Annotated in this window: 19 protein-coding genes, 3 tRNA genes and 2 pseudogenes; 11 read left to right on the top strand and 13 right to left on the bottom strand. The window is 51.3% G+C overall.

Features of this window, described 5'->3' with window-relative positions; translation table 11 throughout:
- The first annotated feature begins 20 nt into the window (after nucleotides 1–20).
- The 3 genes from tcyL (at nucleotide 21) to sdiA (ending at nucleotide 2,384) form a co-directional block, all read left to right on the top strand.
- The gene (gene tcyL, locus RS584_RS13295) at nucleotides 21–689 is read left to right on the top strand and encodes a cystine ABC transporter permease (protein WP_003859632.1); all 669 of its coding nucleotides are present in this window, start codon (nucleotides 21–23) and stop codon (nucleotides 687–689) included.
- Nucleotides 686–1,438, top strand: coding sequence for an L-cystine ABC transporter ATP-binding protein TcyN (gene tcyN / locus RS584_RS13290; protein WP_003859634.1), 753 nt, complete (start codon nucleotides 686–688; stop codon nucleotides 1,436–1,438). The genes tcyL and tcyN overlap by 4 nt, the downstream gene beginning before the upstream one ends.
- Nucleotides 1,439–1,661: 223 nt before the next feature.
- The gene (gene sdiA / locus RS584_RS13285; RefSeq protein WP_045333304.1) at nucleotides 1,662–2,384 is read left to right on the top strand and encodes a transcriptional regulator SdiA; all 723 of its coding nucleotides are present in this window, start codon (nucleotides 1,662–1,664) and stop codon (nucleotides 2,382–2,384) included.
- A 64-nt stretch (nucleotides 2,385–2,448) separates the two neighbouring features.
- Here the strand turns inward: sdiA and RS584_RS13280 are convergent, their stop codons facing one another.
- The gene (locus RS584_RS13280; protein ID WP_003859644.1) at nucleotides 2,449–2,673 is read right to left on the bottom strand and encodes a DUF2594 family protein; all 225 of its coding nucleotides are present in this window, start codon (nucleotides 2,671–2,673) and stop codon (nucleotides 2,449–2,451) included.
- A 464-nt stretch (nucleotides 2,674–3,137) separates the two neighbouring features.
- Here RS584_RS13280 and uvrY point away from each other — a divergent pair, with 464 nt between their 5' ends.
- The 6 genes from uvrY (at nucleotide 3,138) to RS584_RS13245 (ending at nucleotide 6,690) form a co-directional block, all read left to right on the top strand.
- A complete protein-coding gene (gene uvrY, locus RS584_RS13270) occupies nucleotides 3,138–3,794 on the top strand; it encodes a UvrY/SirA/GacA family response regulator transcription factor (protein ID WP_017384478.1) in 657 nt (218 codons plus the stop codon).
- Nucleotides 3,791–5,623: an excinuclease ABC subunit UvrC gene (gene uvrC / locus RS584_RS13265; protein ID WP_017384477.1), complete on the top strand. Its 1,833-nt coding sequence runs from the start codon at nucleotides 3,791–3,793 to the stop codon at nucleotides 5,621–5,623. The genes uvrY and uvrC overlap by 4 nt, the downstream gene beginning before the upstream one ends.
- Nucleotides 5,624–5,679: 56 nt before the next feature.
- Entirely contained in the window at nucleotides 5,680–6,228 is a 549-nt protein-coding gene (pgsA, locus tag RS584_RS13260) for a CDP-diacylglycerol--glycerol-3-phosphate 3-phosphatidyltransferase (protein WP_003859652.1), read from the top strand.
- Nucleotides 6,229–6,391: 163 nt separating this feature from the next.
- Nucleotides 6,392–6,467: transfer RNA gene (locus tag RS584_RS13255), tRNA-Gly, on the top strand.
- 51 nt (nucleotides 6,468–6,518) lie between these two features.
- Nucleotides 6,519–6,592, top strand: a tRNA-Cys gene (locus tag RS584_RS13250).
- 11 nt (nucleotides 6,593–6,603) lie between these two features.
- Nucleotides 6,604–6,690: transfer RNA gene (locus RS584_RS13245), tRNA-Leu, on the top strand.
- Between the two features lie 332 nt (nucleotides 6,691–7,022).
- Here the strand turns inward: RS584_RS13245 and RS584_RS13240 are convergent.
- The 3 genes from RS584_RS13240 to RS584_RS13230 all read right to left on the bottom strand — a co-directional run bounded on the left by RS584_RS13240 (nucleotide 7,023) and on the right by RS584_RS13230 (nucleotide 9,852).
- The gene (locus RS584_RS13240; RefSeq protein WP_198421954.1) at nucleotides 7,023–8,000 is read right to left on the bottom strand and encodes an NAD(P)H-quinone oxidoreductase; all 978 of its coding nucleotides are present in this window, start codon (nucleotides 7,998–8,000) and stop codon (nucleotides 7,023–7,025) included.
- 154 nt (nucleotides 8,001–8,154) lie between these two features.
- Entirely contained in the window at nucleotides 8,155–8,844 is a 690-nt protein-coding gene (locus tag RS584_RS13235) for a type 1 glutamine amidotransferase domain-containing protein (protein WP_315748027.1), read from the bottom strand.
- Nucleotides 8,845–8,898: 54 nt separating this feature from the next.
- On the bottom strand, nucleotides 8,899–9,852 hold the full coding sequence (locus RS584_RS13230) for an NAD-dependent epimerase/dehydratase family protein (protein ID WP_163294257.1): 954 nt from the start codon (nucleotides 9,850–9,852) through the stop codon (nucleotides 8,899–8,901).
- Between the two features lie 106 nt (nucleotides 9,853–9,958).
- On the opposite strand from RS584_RS13230, the gene RS584_RS13225 reads away from it, so the two are divergent.
- Nucleotides 9,959–10,387 carry a MerR family transcriptional regulator gene (locus tag RS584_RS13225; RefSeq protein ID WP_015570242.1) on the top strand — a complete coding sequence of 143 codons (429 nt, stop codon included), beginning with the start codon at nucleotides 9,959–9,961 and terminating at the stop codon, nucleotides 10,385–10,387.
- 158 nt (nucleotides 10,388–10,545) lie between these two features.
- Here the strand turns inward: RS584_RS13225 and RS584_RS13220 are convergent, their stop codons facing one another.
- Both RS584_RS13220 and RS584_RS23405 read right to left on the bottom strand, forming a co-directional pair.
- On the bottom strand, nucleotides 10,546–11,376 hold the full coding sequence (locus RS584_RS13220) for an alpha/beta fold hydrolase (RefSeq protein ID WP_315748025.1): 831 nt from the start codon (nucleotides 11,374–11,376) through the stop codon (nucleotides 10,546–10,548).
- A gap of 464 nt (nucleotides 11,377–11,840) precedes the next feature.
- Nucleotides 11,841–11,924 (bottom strand): annotated as a pseudogene (locus RS584_RS23405) (SOS response-associated peptidase); the annotation flags it as partial.
- Nucleotides 11,925–11,988: 64 nt separating this feature from the next.
- Here RS584_RS23405 and RS584_RS13210 point away from each other — a divergent pair.
- Nucleotides 11,989–12,258, top strand: a pseudogene (locus RS584_RS13210) (recombinase family protein); the annotation flags it as partial.
- Nucleotides 12,259–12,302: 44 nt separating this feature from the next.
- On the opposite strand, the gene RS584_RS13205 reads toward RS584_RS13210, so the two are convergent.
- The 7 genes from RS584_RS13205 to RS584_RS13175 all read right to left on the bottom strand — a co-directional run bounded on the left by RS584_RS13205 (nucleotide 12,303) and on the right by RS584_RS13175 (nucleotide 18,692).
- On the bottom strand, nucleotides 12,303–12,959 hold the full coding sequence (locus RS584_RS13205) for a class I SAM-dependent methyltransferase (RefSeq protein WP_032669608.1): 657 nt from the start codon (nucleotides 12,957–12,959) through the stop codon (nucleotides 12,303–12,305).
- Nucleotides 12,960–13,076: 117 nt separating this feature from the next.
- Nucleotides 13,077–13,430, bottom strand: coding sequence for a DUF4156 domain-containing protein (locus tag RS584_RS13200; protein WP_071993550.1), 354 nt, complete (start codon nucleotides 13,428–13,430; stop codon nucleotides 13,077–13,079).
- A 286-nt stretch (nucleotides 13,431–13,716) separates the two neighbouring features.
- The gene (locus RS584_RS13195) at nucleotides 13,717–14,433 is read right to left on the bottom strand and encodes an ABC transporter ATP-binding protein (RefSeq protein ID WP_017384431.1); all 717 of its coding nucleotides are present in this window, start codon (nucleotides 14,431–14,433) and stop codon (nucleotides 13,717–13,719) included.
- Nucleotides 14,430–15,305 carry an ATP-binding cassette domain-containing protein gene (locus tag RS584_RS13190; protein ID WP_003859662.1) on the bottom strand — a complete coding sequence of 292 codons (876 nt, stop codon included), beginning with the start codon at nucleotides 15,303–15,305 and terminating at the stop codon, nucleotides 14,430–14,432. The genes RS584_RS13195 and RS584_RS13190 overlap by 4 nt, the downstream gene beginning before the upstream one ends.
- The gene (gene livM, locus RS584_RS13185) at nucleotides 15,302–16,576 is read right to left on the bottom strand and encodes a high-affinity branched-chain amino acid ABC transporter permease LivM (RefSeq protein WP_015570245.1); all 1,275 of its coding nucleotides are present in this window, start codon (nucleotides 16,574–16,576) and stop codon (nucleotides 15,302–15,304) included. The genes RS584_RS13190 and livM overlap by 4 nt, the downstream gene beginning before the upstream one ends.
- A gap of 11 nt (nucleotides 16,577–16,587) precedes the next feature.
- Nucleotides 16,588–17,502, bottom strand: coding sequence for an ABC transporter permease subunit (locus RS584_RS13180; RefSeq protein ID WP_003859667.1), 915 nt, complete (start codon nucleotides 17,500–17,502; stop codon nucleotides 16,588–16,590).
- A gap of 68 nt (nucleotides 17,503–17,570) precedes the next feature.
- Nucleotides 17,571–18,692, bottom strand: coding sequence for a branched-chain amino acid ABC transporter substrate-binding protein (locus RS584_RS13175; protein ID WP_213774302.1), 1,122 nt, complete (start codon nucleotides 18,690–18,692; stop codon nucleotides 17,571–17,573).
- Nucleotides 18,693–19,015 lie beyond the last annotated feature (323 nt).

Below are 19,015 nucleotides of genomic sequence, written 5' to 3'. Positions count from 1 at the left end.
AATCAGGTAGAAAAATAATAATGCAAGAAAGTATTCAACTGGTTATTGATTCGCTGCCGTTCTTGCTTAAGGGCGCGGTGTTTACTTTACAGCTCAGTATCGGCGGGATGTTCTTCGGGCTGGTGCTCGGGTTTGTGCTGGCACTGATGCGCATGTCGAACATCTGGCCGGTGCGGTGGCTGGCGCGGTTTTACATCTCCGTGTTCCGCGGAACGCCGCTTATCGCCCAGCTGTTTATGATTTACTACGGGCTGCCACAGTTCGGTATCGAGCTGGATCCGATCCCGGCGGCGATGATTGGCCTGTCGCTGAATACGGCGGCGTACACCTCTGAAACGCTGCGTGCGGCGATCTCGTCCATCGATAAAGGACAGTGGGAAGCGGCTGCCAGTATCGGGATGACCCCGTGGCAGACGCTGCGCCGGGCGATCCTGCCCCAGGCGGCGCGCGTGGCGCTGCCGCCGCTGAGCAACAGCTTTATCAGCCTGGTGAAAGACACCTCGCTTGCGGCGACCATTCAGGTGCCGGAGCTGTTCCGTCAGGCGCAGCTGATCACCTCGCGCACGCTGGAAGTGTTTACCATGTATCTGGCGGCCTCGCTGATTTACTGGGTGATGGCGACGGTGCTGTCCGCTCTGCAAAACTATTTTGAAAACCAGCTTAACCGCCAGGAGCGTGATCCAAAATGAGTGCAATTGACGTCAAAAACCTGGTGAAAAAATTCCACGGGCAAACGGTGCTGCATGGCATTGACCTTGAGGTTGAGCAGGGCGAAGTGGTAGCAATTATCGGCCCGAGCGGGTCAGGCAAAACCACGCTGCTGCGCAGCATCAATTTACTGGAGCAGCCCGAAGGCGGGACGATCCGCGTGGGTGATATCACCATTGATACCGGGAAACCCATCAGCCAGCAAAAAGGGCTGATTCGCCGCCTGCGCCAGCATGTCGGCTTCGTGTTCCAGAGCTTTAATCTCTTTCCGCACCGCACGGTGCTGGAAAACATTATTGAAGGGCCGGTCATCGTCAAGGGTGAACCTAAGGAAGACGCGACGGTCCGCGCCCGCGAGCTGCTGGCGAAGGTTGGGCTGGCAGGGAAGGAGACGAGCTATCCGCGTCGCTTATCTGGCGGGCAGCAGCAGCGTGTCGCCATTGCGCGCGCGCTGGCGATGCGCCCGGATGTGATCCTGTTTGACGAACCTACGTCCGCGCTCGATCCTGAGCTGGTCGGGGAAGTACTGAACACGATCCGACAGCTGGCGCAGGAGAAACGCACGATGGTGATTGTGACGCATGAAATGAGCTTCGCTCGAGACGTTGCCGATCGGGCTATTTTCATGGATCAGGGGAGAATAGTTGAGCAGGGGCCGGCTAAAGCGCTGTTTGCCAATCCGCAGCAGCCCCGTACCCGTCAGTTCCTTGAAAAATTCTTAATGCAGTAGCATTTTAGCGTTCAATTTGCTCCAGATGCCGCTTCTGGAGCAAATTATCCTCCCTTAAACTCCGTTCTGTTGCTTTTTTATTCCGCCTGATGTGGATAAGCCATCGCTAAATTAAAGATAATCTACCTGTGGCCGATATTTTATATAAATAATCATGCTTTATGTGTTAGGTTATATTCACCATAATAATGATTATCTTTATCAGAGGCTTCATTCAGTAAGTATGAGGGATATAGACTTTTTCACCTGGCGACGGGAATGCTTCCTCCGGTTTCAGGAAATGACCTGTGCCGAAGAGGTATATCAGGAACTTCAGCGACAAACGCAGGCGCTTGAATTCGATTATTATGCGCTTTGTGTTCGACACCCTGTGCCATTTACCCGCCCGCGAACATCCGTCCATTCCAGTTATCCGCAACAATGGATGGCGCAATATCAGTCCGAGAATTATTTCGCCATTGACCCGGTGCTGAAGCCGGAGAATTTCATTCAGGGACATTTGCCCTGGACGGATGAATTATTCACGGATGCCCAGCAATTATGGGACGGCGCGCGGGACCACGGTTTACGCAAGGGAATAACGCAGTGTCTGATGATGCCAAATCATGCGCTCGGTTTCCTTTCCGTGTCATGTACCAGCTTACAGGCACACTCGATATCCAGTGAAGAAATTGAGCTGCGTTTACAAATGCTCGTCCAGATGGCGCTCACCACACTGTTGCGCTTTGAACATGAGACGGTGATGCCGCCTGAAATGAAATTCAGCAAGCGTGAGCGGGAAATTCTGAAGTGGACCGCAGAAGGGAAGACGTCGGCAGAAATCGCCATCATTCTCTCCATCTCGGAAAATACCGTCAATTTCCATCAAAAGAATATGCAGAAGAAATTCAACGCACCGAATAAGATCCAGATAGCGTGTTATGCCGCGGCGACGGGGCTTATCTGACTGATATCACGTTCTGCGTGTCAGACGAGAAGACGGCTGAATGCTTTGCATCCAGCCGTTTTTGTTACTGGCGGTAGGCTTGTTTAATTTGCTTAACCGTATTGGCAAAAACAGCGGATTCCGCCTGGTCTTCCATCTGCGCGATCTGTTTTTCCATTTTAATGATCACACGACCAGCATCAGCCTGGCCCATCGCCTGTAGCATAAGCGTCAGCAGCGACTTCAGGCAGTTTACTTCCTGTGCCAGTTCCTGGTTATTCTCGGCAGTGGCAAATTCAGGTGTGCTCATTTATTTTCCTCATTATAAAACAGCGCATGAGCGCGACGATGAAAGTTAAGGCGGCGGAGTATACCACAAGCTACGGCAAAAAATGCAGTGGTTGTTTTTTATACTTATCGCGCAGTGATTATTGGGCGGCGCGGATTATGAAGGTACTCTGTCCAATATGTTAGCGACAATTAAATGTTTATCCCCGGTTCGCCATTCGTTAATTGTTGTTACAAAAAATCGCGCGCTCTTTTTCGTTTGAGTTAACAACTGTTTTAGTAACTTTTCGAATGTCGATGCTAAAAAATAGCGGTAAAAGCCCGGCGGGCAAGGGTTTTCTTTCCACTTACTGTACAGCTTAATTTCCAAAAACGAGACCAGAATCGAATAGCCGATTTTTTAGCGTTTTAATCTTGCATGGAAAACCGTTAATATAAACCCAATTAGCAGTCAGTAGCGTTATCCCTATTCTGGAGACATTTCCTTTGATCAACGTCCTTCTTGTTGATGACCACGAACTGGTGCGCGCAGGGATACGACGCATTCTTGAAGATATAAAGGGTATTAAAGTTGCCGGCGAGGCGTGCTGTGGCGAAGATGCCGTCAAATGGTGTCGCGCTAACTCCGCAGACGTGGTGCTGATGGATATGAACATGCCCGGTATTGGCGGGCTTGAAGCCACGCGCAAAATCGCGCGCATGTTCGTTGATACCAAAGTCATCATGCTGACCGTCCATACCGAAAATCCGCTGCCTGCCAGGGTTATGCAGGCGGGTGCTGCCGGGTATCTCAGTAAAGGCGCCGCGCCGCAGGAAGTTGTCAATGCGATCCGCACCGTACACGCCGGGCAGCGCTACATCGCTTCTGATATTGCTCAACAGATGGCTCTGAGTCAGATTGAACCGGAAAAAACGGAATCTCCGTTTGCCAGTTTGTCTGAGCGCGAATTGCAGATTATGCTGATGATCACTAAAGGTCAGAAGGTGAATGAGATCTCAGAGCAGCTGAATCTCAGCCCGAAAACGGTCAACAGCTATCGCTATCGAATGTTCAGTAAACTGAACATTCACGGTGATGTCGAACTGACTCACCTGGCCATTCGCCATGGTTTGTGCAATGCGGAGTCGTTAATAAGTCAGTGAGTGAAGCGTTCGATTCAAAAGCATTTCTGAAAACCGTCACCAGCCAGCCAGGCGTCTACCGTATGTACGATGCTGGCGGTACGGTTATCTATGTCGGTAAGGCGAAAGATCTGAAGAAACGCCTTTCCAGCTATTTCCGCAGCAACCTTGCCTCCCGTAAAACCGAAGCGCTGGTCGCACTTATACATAACATTGATGTCACCGTAACGCATACGGAAACGGAAGCGCTGCTCCTTGAGCACAACTACATTAAGTTGTATCAGCCGCGCTACAACGTTCTGCTGCGCGATGACAAGTCCTATCCGTTTATCTTCCTGAGCGGCGACACGCACCCGCGGCTGGCGATGCATCGTGGCGCTAAGCATGCAAAAGGTGAATATTTCGGCCCGTTCCCGAACGGTTATGCCGTGCGGGAAACGCTGGCGCTTTTGCAAAAAATCTTTCCTGTTCGCCAGTGCGAAAATAGCGTTTATCGCAACCGCTCCCGGCCATGCCTGCAATATCAGATTGGCCGCTGCCTGGGGCCGTGCGTTGAAGGGCTGGTGAGCGAAGAAGAGTACGCGCAGCAGGTGGAATATGTCCGCCTGTTTTTAGCCGGGAAAGACGATCAGGTGCTGACGCAACTGATTGCCCGTATGGAAAAAGCCAGCGCGGCGCTGGAATTTGAGGAGGCCGCACGCATCCGCGACCAGATTCAGGCGGTGCGCAGGGTGACCGAGAAGCAGTTTGTTTCCAATACGGGCGACGACCTCGATGTTATCGGCGTAGCCTTTGACGCCGGTCTGGCCTGCGTTCATGTGCTTTTTATTCGTCAGGGCAAAGTGCTCGGCAGCCGCAGCTACTTCCCGAAAGTGCCGGGCGGCACTGAGCTGGGTGAAGTGGTGGAGACCTTCGTCGGCCAGTTTTATTTGCAGGGCAGCCAGATGCGTACGCTGCCCTCGGAGATCCTGCTCGACTTCACGCTCGATGATAAAACCCTGCTGGCGGAGTCGCTTTCAGAGCTGGCAGGCCGCCGGGTGAATGTTCAGACGAAACCGCGCGGCGATCGCGCGCGTTATCTGAAGCTGGCGCGAACCAATGCCGCCACGGCGCTGACCACCAAACTGTCCCAGCAGTCGACCGTCAGCCAGCGTTTAACCGCGCTTGCTACGCTGCTTAAGCTGCCGGAAGTGAAACGCATGGAATGCTTCGACATCAGCCATACGATGGGTGAGCAGACCGTGGCGTCGTGTGTGGTCTTTGATGCCAACGGTCCGCTGCGGGCAGAGTATCGTCGCTATAACATCACCGGCATTACGCCCGGTGACGATTATGCCGCCATGAACCAGGTGCTGCGCCGTCGCTATGGTAAAGCGATTGAAGAGAGCAAAATCCCGGACGTTATCCTTATCGACGGCGGGAAAGGGCAGTTGGGGCAGGCGAAGGCGGTATTTGAATCGCTCGACGTGGAGTGGGATAAGAACCATCCGCTGCTGCTAGGGGTAGCGAAAGGGGCAGATCGTAAGGCTGGCCTGGAAACGCTGTTCTTTGAGCCGGAAGGCGAGGGCTTTAGCCTGCCGCCGGATTCCCCTGCGCTGCACGTGATCCAGCATATCCGCGATGAGTCGCACGATCACGCCATCAGTGGGCACCGTAAAAAACGGGCGAAAGTGAAAAATACCAGTACCCTTGAGACGATTGAAGGCGTCGGGCCAAAACGTCGCCAGATGCTGTTGAAGTATATGGGCGGATTGCAAGGATTACTCAACGCCAGTATGGAAGAAATTGCAAAAGTGCCGGGTATTTCGCAAGGGCTGGCAGAAAAGATCTACTACTCGTTGAAACATTGAGGGCTCTGTAGCAACATAGAGCTAAATTTTACTGACAACAGACAGTTACCGTCATCATGCGATTTAATATCCCTACGTTGCTCACTCTCTTTCGCGTTGTGCTCATTCCGTTCTTCGTCCTGGCATTTTACCTGCCGGTCGTCTGGGCGCCTTTTGCCTGTGCGCTTATTTTCCTGATCGCTGCCGTGACGGACTGGTTTGACGGTTATCTGGCGCGTCGCTGGAACCAGAGTACCCGCTTTGGCGCGTTCCTCGATCCGGTTGCGGATAAGGTGATGGTGGCAATCGCGATGGTGCTGGTGGCGGAACATTATCATACCTGGTGGGTGACGCTGCCTGCCGCGACCATGATTGGCCGTGAGATTATTATCTCTGCCCTGCGCGAGTGGATGGCGGAGCTGGGTAAACGCAGCAGCGTGGCGGTGTCCTGGATCGGTAAAGTTAAAACCACCGCACAGATGGCGGCGCTGGTATGGATGCTGTGGCGTCCGAATGCCTGGGTAGAGTGGGCCGGCATTGGTCTGCTGTGGGTTGCGGCGGTGCTGACGCTGTGGTCAATGCTGCAATATTTGAACGCTGCGCGCGGTGATTTGCTTGAACAGTGATCGTTTCGGCTTAATTTTCAGCAAACGATCCTGAGATGCAAAAAATAACGTTGACTCAAAACGTCATATCAGTAGAATGCAACGCATCGAACGGCGGCACAGTTAGCCGGACGACAATGAAATCAAGTGGTTAGGAAGTAGTTAAATAGTTACTTGATGACATGCGGGAATAGCTCAGTTGGTAGAGCACGACCTTGCCAAGGTCGGGGTCGCGAGTTCGAGTCTCGTTTCCCGCTCCAGATTAATGCATCGGCAGTTTGCGGGTGCAGGTCGAAAGACAACAGATTTAAGGCGCGTTAGCAAAGCGGTTATGTAGCGGATTGCAAATCCGTCTAGTCCGGTTCGACTCCGGAACGCGCCTCCACTTTCTTCCCTGGCCGGATGGTGGAATCGGTAGACACAAGGGATTTAAAATCCCTCGGCGTTCGCGCTGTGTGGGTTCAAGTCCCACTCCGGCTACCATGGGAAAATGCAGAATAATCAAAGCAATAAGCAGTGTCGTGTAAACCACCGAAAGGTGGTTTTTTATTGCCTAATTTTCGCCATTCGCCATTCTTTCGCCATTCGGCTTCGCCACAAACAGAGGGCATTACTGCCCCCCGACTAACCGTGGTTGAGTTCCTGATGGTGAATCAGGTTGCAGGAGGTGCCTATACACCTGCAATGTTAATGGGTTCCAATCTTATAATGCAACTTCCCGGGACGGGACCGCTGAGGATTGTATAATCCTCCCGGGCTTGAATGGATATACTCACGCCCGCTAAACTCATCGCACTAAATGCGGGGATGTCCATTTATTCAAGGGTAAGAATGACTTTACCTATGTGGTTTCCGGCCTCAAGTAATTCATGTGCTGTCCGGACATCTTCAAATTTAACAACCCGGTGTATGACAGGTTTACACTTTCCTGATTCGATTAAAGGCCATACATTTTGTATCAGCTGTTGGGCTATTTCTCCTTTTTCCGCGTTATTCCGACTCCTCATCGTTGAGCCTGTTACCAGGGCTCTTTTAAGGATGAGCTCCTGAATATCAAACTCCTTAACAACCCTTCCCCCCATAAAACCAATCAGCACGAGTCGTCCATCTTTTTTCAGAATATGCAGATTTTTGTTGAAATATGAGGCACCGACAATGTCAAGAATAACATCAACCCCTTTCCCGTCAGTTCTGCCCAGAATCTCTTCTTCAAAATTCTGTGTCCTGAAGTTAATCATCTCCCCGTACTTTTTCAGAGCGAGAACTTGCTCATCACTTCCTACGGTACCGAATAATTTAATATTCATGGCAGAGCATAAGGCGAGGGCGGTTGTCCCAATACCGCTTGCGGCACCATGGATTAGTACAACATCTCCAGGTTTCACTTTCCCCAGAGCAAAAAGATTGGCCCATACAGTAAAGTATGTTTCAGGAAGTGCAGCGGCTTCCGTAAGGCTTAAGTTATTTGGCGCAGGCAACACCTGACTGACCGGAACGGCACAAAATTCAGCATATCCGCCACCATTGGTGAGCGCACAAACACGATCCCCGACTGAAAAGTGAGTAACGTTTTTCCCAATTGCATGTACGATCCCAGCAACTTCTAGTCCAGGGACAGGGGTAACACCCTCCGGCATAGGATATTTCCCTTCCCTCTGCATAATATCAGGACGATTTACCCCTGCGGCTTTTACTGAAATGAGAACCTCGTTCTCACCACATTCCGGTATTTTGCCCTGGCTTACTTTAAGCACTTCAGGGCCGCCTGGTTTTGTTATCTCAATCAATTTCATCTCATCTATCCTGTTAACGTTCAAGAGGTTGAGTTCAGAACTTAACATCAGTAACTACCAGCTACAGACATCATTCAAAATTGCTCCGAATCAATTTGAGGCTTTTTATAAAAACGGGGGATTCGCAATCGTGAATCTCAGTCTAATTCTGGCGTCAATAATCGAGAAGTGACACCACGCGCATGGCTGTCAGCTTCGCTGAAAATGGGTTCTGTCCTGTGATCAGTCGCCCGTCAACGACAACGTTGGGGGTAAATGGTAGCAAAGCCTTCTCATATCTGGCTCCCCTTTGCTTCATCTCCTGCTGCGCGTTGTATGGCATCTCACGGGAGACACCCGCTAGAATTTCCTCTGTCCATGAAAAGCCAGTGATTCTACGGGACTTAACGAGAAGCTCACCATCAGATAAGCGGGTATTCAACAGACCGCAATAACCATGGCAAACAGAGGACACAATGCCTCTCTGTTCATGAATATCCCGCGTAATTTGCTGAAGCCTAACATTTTCTGGAAAATCCCACATAACAGCATGACCACCAGTGAAATAAATTGCGTCATATTCAGAGGAGTCGATTTGCTCAGGACTGAGAGTATTCTCAAGGAGTTCCATTCTGGAAGGATCACTAAGCCAGTTCCGAGCAGAATTATCTAAAAATGGCCACTTGAGGGATCGTGGTTCTAAGGGGGACTGGCCACCTGCTGGACTCACGATTATTTGTCTGAAGCCGTGAGCTGCAAAAATATCGTACGCATGAGTGAGCTCTGACAGCCAAAGCCCGGTTTTATGCACCGGGTCGTCATAATGAGATACATTGGTAACAACATGTAATATAGACCGAATCATGCTAGAACCTTCTGGTGTTTGTCAGAGATTGTTGTTAACAACCAGCCAGAGTGGTTAGTCATCTTTATTTAACGCAGATGTTGCTTTCCATTCAGTGTATAAATTTTCCAGGCCCTGCCGATAAGTTGTTATACGAAAGTCCGGGAAACGTGACTTAAATTTTGAAGAATCAAAAAGATTATCTGCTTCGTAGCGCGGAAGGAGCTCTCGCAATTCTCGCGGCCCTTTAGAAAATATACCTGCGATGTATAAGGGGATTTTATTGAGAACAGACCATGAGGTCTCTTTTCCAAAAACACTGCATGCCTGAGAAACAAATTGCGCATATGTAATTGGTTCTTCGCAGCAGGGCAGATGCCAGGTCTGGCCATAAGCATCTGGAGTATTACCCAGCAGCGCTAAAGCCCTGCTGGCATCGGGGGTCCAGATGAGCGTTCGTAATGTGTCATCACGCAATGGGACGAGTGGTTTTTTTCCTGCTTTAAGCCTGTCTAAAACCAGAGCATTTGTAAAACTTTGGGTTTTCCCGGGCCCATAAAATTCAGGGGCACGACCAATGAGTACAGGAATCTCACCCCGCAGCATCTCCTCTAGCACCATGTTCGCCATCATTGCCCGGACACGCCCTTTTCTCCCAGATGGCTGAAACGGCATGTCTTCCGTCTGTCGTCTGCTGTCCTGAGGGTACATATACGTATTGTCAAAATAGACAAAATGAGCCCCTACTTGCCGGGTGGCATTCAGTGCATTCTGAAGCATCACCGGAAATTGCTTCTCCCAGAGGGAGGAATCCGGTGGTAGGCCTGCTGCAAAATACACAATGCGGCTACCTTTTACCGCATTCAGGGTCTGACTGCCATCAAGCAAATCAGCTGACATAAGGGTATCAGTGTCATTGACCTTATGCGGATTGCGGCTGACAAGCCTTAGGTCAGCACTGAAGGAATGTGTTAACTCGCGGGCAAGTTCCCGGGCAATCTGTCCGCTTGCTCCCAGAATCGTTTGCATTTATTTCCTCTTCATACAATTTTTGGCTGATGTACCGGGACATTGACTTTTTTAAAAGTATAAGATTAAAGTTAACTTTAATGTCAAGACATTCACCGGAGATGAAATGAAGATAGGAGATCTGGCAAAAGCGACGGGTCTAACACCTTCCCGCATACGTTATTACGAGGCGGAAGGCCTGATCAGTGCTCCTCCCCGACAGGATAATGGCTATCGCCATTATCCGCCTGAGACCGCATTGATACTCATGCTTATTGACCGGGCACAAAGATTTGGGTTCACGCTTGAGCAAATCCGTCAGGTATTACCTCAGGGTAAAGGAAGCTGGAACCATGAAGGATTAGTTGCTTCTCTTGAATCCAGGGTTGAGGAGATCCGACTCCTACAGCAGCAACTGAGGGAAAATCAGACCATGATACTGAATTTAATCAGTGGCATCGAAAACAGGCCGGAGGGTATTTCATGCCAGGAAAATATGTTGCGGGTTATGAGGCTGATGCAGGTTGATGCGCCGGTTCTTCATTCTATTAAGTAATCTGGCAGACATTGTGCCAGATCTGTTTCAGTATGAAGAGTTAATTAACAAAGCCTGATTTGTAAGACACGGCTCCCTTGTACACAACCATGATGACTCCGTCACCGGTACAAAATACCGGTAACGGAGTAAAGAATTTAGATATTTTATCAGCCAGGTTAACTGTTTATAAATGCAAGAAGATCTGCGTTAACCTGATCAGCGTGTGTAGTGGGTATGCCGTGGGGAGCTCCTTTATAAGTATTGAGTTTCCCATTTTTGACCAGTTCAGCCGACAACTTACCGGAATCATCATAAGGGACAACCTGATCGTCATCGCCATGAATCACCAGTACAGGGATGGATATTCCTTTCAGGTCTTCAGTAAAGTCGGTTTGCGAAAAAGCAACGATCCCATCGTAATGCGCTTTGGCGCTCCCCATCATACCCTGTCGCCACCAGTTATAAATAACAGCTTCGGAAGGAGCCGAACCGGAGCGGTTAAATCCATAAAAAGGTCCAGCAGGAACGTCGTAAAAGAACTGGGCGCGATTAGCAGCCAGTTGCGCTTGCAGGTCATCAAATACTGATTTGGGCGTTCCCTGTGGATTATTGTCGGTTTTCACCATCAATGGCGGTACGGCACTGATTAACACGGCTTTTGAAACTTTATCTTCACCATGTCTGGCAATATAACGTACAACTTCGCCACCGCCGGTTGAATGGCCAACATGCATTGCGCCCTGTACATTGAGATGTTCCACAACGGCTGCAACATCATCTGCATAATGATCCATGTCGTGGCCATCCCATACCTGTTCCGAACGACCATGCCCACGTCTGTCATGTGCCACAACGCGGAAGCCTTTATTTACGAAGAATAACATCTGGGCGTCCCAGTCATCGCTACTCAGAGGCCAGCCGTGATGGAAAAAAATAACTTGACCATCCTTTGGACCCCAGTCCTTGTAGAAGATTTCAACGCCATCGCGAGTTGTTACATAACCCATGTCACTTCTCCACTCAGATAAACTGTCATTAGGCAGTGCTTATCCTGCTCAACTCTTCGTAAAGGGCAGAACTAACTGATAAGTACCGATCCTGTTACCGGCCTTGATTCAACCGTAACTGTAGTATAGGTTTAAAGTCAACTTGAAGGTCAATGAGGGTTATGAGATTGTTTGAGGGCTTTTAGTGTAGGATACAAAAAAAACTTCTCAGGGAGAGGAGGGGGTTGCTGGCTCTGGAATCACAGGAAGGAGAGCTCACGGTGGGCTCGAGCCATGATTTTGACTTTAAAAAGCAGGACTTGTTATCTCACTAAGTCTGCAATTCGCACACAGCGGACCTGTCAACCAGCTGGTTGGTCTGCTCCGTGCCAGGGCGGATGTTGCAACTACTCCTCGTAATAGTACCACCATCCAAATGCGTAGCCTCGCAACACCAGATCGAGATGCAGCTGCTCGTCGCGTTATAATACTTTTGTTTCGGGGGCAGCGTTGTACACACAAATCGGTTCCGGATCGTATGCGATGTTACGTTCAGCTTCGTCGGTCAGGTATACCGGATACTCTTCACGAGTTTAAGCTTGTGCAAAACAAGCCTCCACTAACTATGTAATGGACAGCATCGACACTTCCAGCTCAGTGGGGCGTTTCATTTTTACATAATGTCAGTCCTGGCCGAGATAGAAAGGGAGTGGAACGTTGAACGCACCCGGGCAGGACTGGCGGCAGCCCGTGATAAAGGTGAATAGGTGGCAGATGTCCGAAATTTACTCCAGAGCAATGGGCTCAGGCAGGTTGGTCGCAAACGGAGTGGACAGTAAGCAGGTGGCAATTATTTACGACGTTGCGGTGTGCACTCTGTATAAAAAGTTTCCGGCCAGATAGCATGAAGAAAACGCCATCCCATAATATGGAATGGCGAGTTTTGGTTATCTCTTGCTGTAAGCAGTGTAAAGAGCTACAACTCCTTTAACGATGACTTCAACATTAACAAAATGCCTTGAAAGTATTTTTCTCAATTCATCCTCAGAGTCATGGGTATTTGAAAAGATACCTTTTCGGTTGTAAACAGTCATTAGCTTCTTTCCAAAACCATTATGTATTACTCCATCACCCAGGATGGTTGCACCGTAAAGAACGCCATCTTTAGTCAAAGCCATTTTGGCGTTTTCAATGACGGTGCCTTTGTCTGACATACTTCCCGGAAGGCAATGAAGAAGATAAAACATGGATATAGAATCAAATTTATCACGGAGTGATTCAGGATAACATTCAAAAACATCGTGTATAATTTTACTCTGGATTCTCGCTTCCCCAACCTTTGCTGATGCAGCACTCAGGCTGGCAGAATTTAGATCCATAAGAGAAATGTTGCAGTTAGCGGGGATACTTCTGAGGTAATATCCGGTCCCGACTCCGATATCAAGATGGTTCAAACTTAAATGTTGTAAAAAGTGAGGAAGCAGGTACTTCTTTGTCGGGCAACGCCATGCATAATTATTGGAAATGCTGAGAACCCACCAGTCATAAAGATTCAGCGTAAATGGCGTGTAGACTTTAGCCCCTTCATTAGTTATTTTATTCATTAATTTCACCTTGTAACAGTTTGCAGAGTGAATTAAATCAATAATTCTTAACAATTACAAGGAAATAAGGGCCGCAAGACACCATACTGATACGTCGGTACACTGCGGCATATAGATTTAATTGCAGCGCCACGCGCTACCGGTGATAACAACGTTAGTTTCTTGTGAACCGCCACCGTTACCATCGTAGTAACCGCTGTTACCAGCCCGGTTAGTTATAAGGGAAACTGCGTTTCCACCTAACTTTGCCGTATTATTGCGTAGTGAATTTAAAGCGCCAGTTTCCAGATTGGCATTTGAAGTCCAGCCACCGGTGAGAAAATTACCTTGCTCACCTGTAACTGTCCCGAGGAAAGTGCAATCACCTTTTGGATCGCCGTTAGTAACACGCACAGATTGCGCCCTTGAATCAAGCTGATTAGCGCTGCAAGCAGTTAACAGCAATGGGATGATAAATGCTATTTTCTTCATGAAACTACTCTAAACAGGTAAAGGATAATGGTACGCAGTATATTAAACGGTTTACTTCAACGGTCGCTCAATAATCAACTAAAAGTTGATGGACTCTGAAGTTATCAAATGCCATACCACGCTCTGTGCAACAGTGTGGCGTGGTTGACTGGTGGTTGTTCATGCCCGTGCAGCCAGCGAGCATAGTGGAGATATGCTTAAAGACCAAGCTGAAGAACTGTGGGCGAATCGGATACCAGCCACATGTCGGATTACTGTGAGTTTTTCTCACTATAGCCTTTTCATTTCACACTCCACCCAGATACGCCTTCCTCACCTCCGGATCCTTCAGCAACGCCTCGCCGCTGCCGCTTAACCGAATCTGCCCGTTAACCATCACATAGCCGCGGTCGGACAACTTCAGCGCGTGGTGCGCATTCTGCTCGACCAGAAAAATCGTCATTCCGTTACGGGCCAGTTCGCGCAGCGTCTGGAAAATCTGTTTAACCACAATTGGCGCGAGGCCGAGGCTGGGTTCATCCAGCAGCAGAAGTTTGGGACGGCTCATCAGCGCGCGGGCGATAGCCAGCATCTGCTGTTCACCGCCGGAGAGCGTCATCGCCCGCTGGTTACGTCTCTCCTTGAGGCGGGGGAAGAGGTCGAACATGCTTTGCATATCTTCCGCTGCATGCTGATTGCCGACGGGGATTGTCCCCATCAGCAGGTTCTCTTCTACAGACATATCCGGGAAAATGCGTCGCCCCTCAGGTGCCTGCGCGATGCCGCCGGTGGCAACATAGTGGGTAGATTTGTGGCTGATATCCTCGCCGCAGAAGAGGATCTGCCCGTTGCGGATCCGGGGCTGACCAAACACAGACATCAGTAATGTTGACTTCCCCGCGCCGTTAGCGCCAATCAGGGCCACGGTTTCCCCTTTGTTAACCTCAAGCGAAACCTGCTTCAAGGCCTGGATCACCCCGTAGAAAACATCCACATCCTGAAACTGAAGCATCGGTTCGCTCACAGGTTTACCTCGCTTTCGTCGGTGCCCAGATACGCGGCAATCACTTTTTCATTGTGCTGGATCTCAGCCGGTTTACCTCTGGCAATCACATCGCCGTGATCGAGCACAATGATGTCATCTGAAATGCCCATCACCATCCCCATATCATGCTCGATCAGCAAAACCGTGATGTCATGGTGGTCGCGCAGGAACCGGATGATCTCACTCAGCTTGTGCGTCTCCACCGGGTTCAGGCCGGCAGCAGGTTCATCGAGACAAATCATCTCCGGGCCGGTACACATGGCGCGGGCGATTTCGAGGCGTCGTTGCTGACCATAGGACATTTCCCCGGCCAGACGGTTCGCGCAATCCACCAGATCCACCACCTCCAGCCAGTAAAACGCCCGGTCCAGCGCATCGTTTTCTGCCCGACGATACGCAGGGGTGTTCAGCACCCCCGCCAGCAGATTGCGGTTGACGCGCATGTGCTGTGCCACCAGCAGGTTTTCCACAACGGACATTTCGCGGAACAGGCGGATGTTCTGAAACGTGCGCGCAAGACCCGCGCGGTTCACCAGATGTGTGCCGCCAAACATTTTATAGAACAGGCGTTGACCAAGCTGCGCCGGGTTGAGCCAGTCGCCCGGCTGGAATTTCTGACCGAGCACCTGAATGACATTGGTGGTTTTATTTCGTGCATTGAACAGAATGTTGCCGCCGGAGGCCCGGTAGAAACCGGTCAGGCAGTTAAAGACGGTCGTTTTTCCCGCGCCGTTAGGCCCAATGAGTGCGGTAATGGAGCCGCGCTGCACCTCAAGATTGACGTCGTTTAAGGCCTTGATCCCGCCGAAGTGCATCATCAGATGTTCTACACGCAAAATCGTTGCGTTCATGGCGCTACTCCTTTACGCACGGCAAATCCGCTGCGGTTGATGCGGATCAGACCGCGAGGACGCCAGATCATCATCACCACCATCAGCATGCCAAACAGCAGCACACGATATTCCGCAAAGCTGCGCAGCAGTTCCGGCGTGACGGTCAGCACAAAGGCGGCCAGTACGACGCCGACGGTGGAGCCCATCCCGCCCAGGACCACAATGGCGAGGATCAGGGCCGATTCAAAAAAGGTGAAAGAGGTCGGGTTAACAAACCCCTGGTAGGTGGCAAAAAACACCCCGGCGATACCTGCCGTCGATGCGCCCAGGGTGAAGGCCGAGAGTTTGACCAGAACGTGATTTAGCCCCATTGAACGGCAGGCAATCTCATCCTCACGGAGCGCTTCCCACGCCCGTCCAATGGGCATTCGGGTCAGCCGGTGTTTAATGTACAGCACCAGCATGACTACCAGGAACAGCACCGCATAGATGAAGATAAACTTCAAGTTGGGGTTATAGGTCAGGCCGAAGAACTCGTGGAAGGGGACGCCGCCTTCTTTGGCGCGTCGGCCAAACTCCAGGCCAAAAAAGGTCGGGGCAGGGGCTGAAACGCCGTTAGGCCCGCCGGTGAAGGTGAGCCAGTTGTTCAGCACCAGGCGGATGATCTCGCCAAACCCGAGCGTGACGATGGCGAGATAATCCCCGTGCATGCGCAGCACCGGAAAGCCGAGCAGAGCGCCCGCGCCCGCGGCCATCAGCGCCGCCAGCGGCAGCATGCTCCAGAACCCAAGTCCAAGATACTGATACCCGAGCGCCAGCCCGTAAGCGCCAATGGCATAGAAGGCGACATAACCCAGATCCAGCAGCCCTGCCAGGCCAACAACAATGTTCAGCCCAAGACCGAGCAGGACGTAGATCAGTCCGAGAATGGCAACCGTCAGAACGTATTTAGTGGCCACAAACGGGAAGCAGATCGCCAGCGTGACAATCAGCGGAATGATCCAGCGCATGCGGCTTTTATACGCCGGCGGCCGGACATACACCCCCGCATTGTCGGATTCAAACCGTGCCTGTAAACGTCTTCCGGCCGCCGTAGCTGAAAAGGCGCTCAGTAAAAAGCGTCCCACCATCACCGTGCCTACAATCCACGCCAGCCGCTGGCCGTCAAAGGTAAAGCTGTAACCATCCAGTATCACGCCCGCAATCGGGCCGAAAATAATCAGGGCGATCATTCCGGAAAAAATCGAGTCCAGAATGCAGCGCTTCAGGGAAAAACCGTCAGAGGTCATCGCGTTATTCCTTACACTTTAGCCACGACAGGGCGGCCCAGCAGCCCCTGAGGACGGAAGATCAGAATTAAGACCAGCAATCCAAACGAGAACACGTCTTTATAATCCGAGTTCACCATCCCGGAGAATTGCGCTTCTGCGACGCCCAGAATCAGCCCGCCAAGCATCGCACCGGGCAGAGAGCCGATGCCGCCCAGCACCGCCGCCGTAAAGGCCTTGATGCCGATAACAAACCCGACGTAAAAATCAAAGGTGCCGTAATTCATGGTGATCAGCACGCCCGCCAGCCCGGCCATGGCTGCGCCGATAACAAACACCAGCGAAATAATTCTGTCGGTGTTGATACCCAGAATGGAGGCCATCTTACGATCCTGCTGCACCGCACGGCACATGCGTCCTAAGCGGGTACGGTTGATAATCCAGGTCAGCACCAGCATGCCCGCGAACGAGGCGATGAGAATAAAGACTTTGGTATAGGTTATCTGGACAAACCCTTCGCCGAGGTGAAAACGCAGCACGCCATCCAGCATGGTGGGCACGCCCTGCTGGCGCGGGCCCTGGCTGAGCTGGACGTAGTTTTGCAGTATCAACGACATCCCGATGGCCGAAATCAGCGGTGCCAGACGCGTCGAGTTGCGTAGCGGCTTATAGGCGATGCGCTCAATCGTCCAGCCATAAACGCCGGTGACCACGATGGTGAAAACCAGCGTCCCCAGGATCAGCAGCGGAAAGGAGTGGAGTCCAAAAAACGCCAGCAGGGCCAGGCCAATGGCCGAGAGATAGGCGGAGATCATATACACTTCGCCGTGGGCGAAATTGATCATACCGATGATGCCGTACACCATGGTGTAGCCGATGGCGATAAGACCGTAGACCGAACCCAGCGTTAAGCCATTAATTAATTGTTGCAGGAAGAATGTACTCATGGTCGCGCACCTGAATAAAGGGTTACGCCGACAGTCAGACCTGCCGGCGCTGAGCAGATTCCGTCCCGTTATGGCACTTCTTTATATTTGCCTTTGTCATCCCACTGGTAGACCACGTAGTCAGAGACTTTGAGGTCACCTTTGCTGTCCCAGGCTTTTTTACCCATCACCGTGTCGACAGGGTTGGCCTTCAGCCACTCGCTGGCTTTTGCGGAATCCGTCCCTTTCGTGGCCTTGAATGCCGCCGCGATAGCCTGCACAGACGCGTAGGCGTAGAGGGTGTATCCTTCAGGTTCAAATTTACCGGTGCGGAATTTCTCGATGACGGCTTTTCCTTCCGGGATCAGGCGCGGATCTTTACCGAAGGTCATGTAAATACCGTTGGTGTACTGCGCCCCACCGGCGGCGGTGACCATCTCTTCATTGACGATACAGTCTCCCGAGAAGAACTTCGCCTGCACGCCCTGTTCACGCATCTGGCGAACCAGCGGGCCTGCTTCCGGGTGACAGCCTCCGAAGAACACCACGTCCGGTTTTTGTGCGCCGATTTTGGTCACCAGCGCGTTGAAGTCTTTCTCCCCGCGGGATAACCCTTCGTACATCACCTCCTTCACGCCGCGTTTCGCCAGCGCCGCCTTAGTGGCGTCCGCCAGCCCCTGACCGTAGGTGTCTTTATCGTGGATGATGACCACCCGTTTGGCTTTCAGCTTATCAAGAATGAAATCGCTGGCGACCTGGCCCTGCTGGTCGTCACGTCCGCACATGCGAAATATATCGCTCATGCCACGTTCGGTAATAAGCGGGTTCGTTGAGCCGGGGGTGATGGAGAGGATCCCGGCATCGCTATAGACCTCGGAGGCGGGCATGGTCGACGAGGAGCAGAAGTGGCCGACGACCGCTTTCACCTTATCCTGATCGACTAAGCGGTTGGCAACGGCGACGGCCTGTTTGGGCTCGCAGGCGTCGTCGCCCTGAACCAGTTTGATTTTCTCACCGTTGATCCCGCCAGCGGCGTTAATGTCTTCCGCCGCCTGCGTAGCGCCATGCCAGTATTGATCGCCATAGGTTGCGTTCGGGCCTGTGAACGGCCCGGCCACGCCGATGACGATATCGGCCTGCGCGGAAAAGGCCGTCACCAGACAACCGGCCAGCACCAGGGAGAGGGGAGTTTTGGTAAATTTCAGCGACATTATTATGTTCCTTAGCAAAGAGGTTTTTGCACCAGGTATAAACCCGAACGCCTGATGGCATCGTAAATCCAAAAACAAGAGCGAGAACAAAATGCACTTTAGAAGCAATCTCATGCTTAATACGGCGAGGATCCCACGCACCGCGAAGCGCGCAGAACATTAAGCAAAAAGGTTGCCAGAATGGTTAATCCCTTGACCGGGTCACAACACGTTGAGTATAGAGCGCCGTTTTATGCGCCTTTGCGGGATGAGATGAATTTACAGCGGAGATCACATCTCCTTAACAACAAAGCCCATAAGTTGTGCAACGGTCACGATTTGCA

Origin of the sequence: Enterobacter sp. DTU_2021_1002640_1_SI_PRY_ASU_LCPMC_013 (assembly GCF_032389435.1) — a bacterium.
In the GTDB taxonomy this organism is placed as follows: domain Bacteria; phylum Pseudomonadota; class Gammaproteobacteria; order Enterobacterales; family Enterobacteriaceae; genus Enterobacter; species Enterobacter hormaechei_C.
This window is presented reverse-complemented; position numbering and strand designations above follow the sequence as displayed.

What these genes read in the sequence shown, in the direction of transcription:
- tcyL (WP_003859632.1), top strand. Translation starts at nt 21, where the DNA reads ATGCAAGAAAGTATTCAACTGGTTATTGATTCGCTGCCGTTCTTGCTT.
- tcyN (WP_003859634.1), top strand. Translation starts at nt 686, where the DNA reads ATGAGTGCAATTGACGTCAAAAACCTGGTGAAAAAATTCCACGGGCAA.
- sdiA (WP_045333304.1), top strand. Translation starts at nt 1,662, where the DNA reads ATGAGGGATATAGACTTTTTCACCTGGCGACGGGAATGCTTCCTCCGG.
- RS584_RS13280 (WP_003859644.1), bottom strand. Translation starts at nt 2,673, where the DNA reads ATGAGCACACCTGAATTTGCCACTGCCGAGAATAACCAGGAACTGGCA.
- pgsA (WP_003859652.1), top strand. Translation starts at nt 5,680, where the DNA reads ATGCGATTTAATATCCCTACGTTGCTCACTCTCTTTCGCGTTGTGCTC.
- RS584_RS13240 (WP_198421954.1), bottom strand. Translation starts at nt 8,000, where the DNA reads ATGAAATTGATTGAGATAACAAAACCAGGCGGCCCTGAAGTGCTTAAA.
- RS584_RS13235 (WP_315748027.1), bottom strand. Translation starts at nt 8,844, where the DNA reads ATGATTCGGTCTATATTACATGTTGTTACCAATGTATCTCATTATGAC.
- RS584_RS13230 (WP_163294257.1), bottom strand. Translation starts at nt 9,852, where the DNA reads ATGCAAACGATTCTGGGAGCAAGCGGACAGATTGCCCGGGAACTTGCC.
- RS584_RS13225 (WP_015570242.1), top strand. Translation starts at nt 9,959, where the DNA reads ATGAAGATAGGAGATCTGGCAAAAGCGACGGGTCTAACACCTTCCCGC.
- RS584_RS13220 (WP_315748025.1), bottom strand. Translation starts at nt 11,376, where the DNA reads ATGGGTTATGTAACAACTCGCGATGGCGTTGAAATCTTCTACAAGGAC.
- RS584_RS13205 (WP_032669608.1), bottom strand. Translation starts at nt 12,959, where the DNA reads ATGAATAAAATAACTAATGAAGGGGCTAAAGTCTACACGCCATTTACG.
- RS584_RS13200 (WP_071993550.1), bottom strand. Translation starts at nt 13,430, where the DNA reads ATGAAGAAAATAGCATTTATCATCCCATTGCTGTTAACTGCTTGCAGC.
- RS584_RS13190 (WP_003859662.1), bottom strand. Translation starts at nt 15,305, where the DNA reads ATGAACGCAACGATTTTGCGTGTAGAACATCTGATGATGCACTTCGGC.
- livM (WP_015570245.1), bottom strand. Translation starts at nt 16,576, where the DNA reads ATGACCTCTGACGGTTTTTCCCTGAAGCGCTGCATTCTGGACTCGATT.
- RS584_RS13180 (WP_003859667.1), bottom strand. Translation starts at nt 17,502, where the DNA reads ATGAGTACATTCTTCCTGCAACAATTAATTAATGGCTTAACGCTGGGT.
- RS584_RS13175 (WP_213774302.1), bottom strand. Translation starts at nt 18,692, where the DNA reads ATGTCGCTGAAATTTACCAAAACTCCCCTCTCCCTGGTGCTGGCCGGT.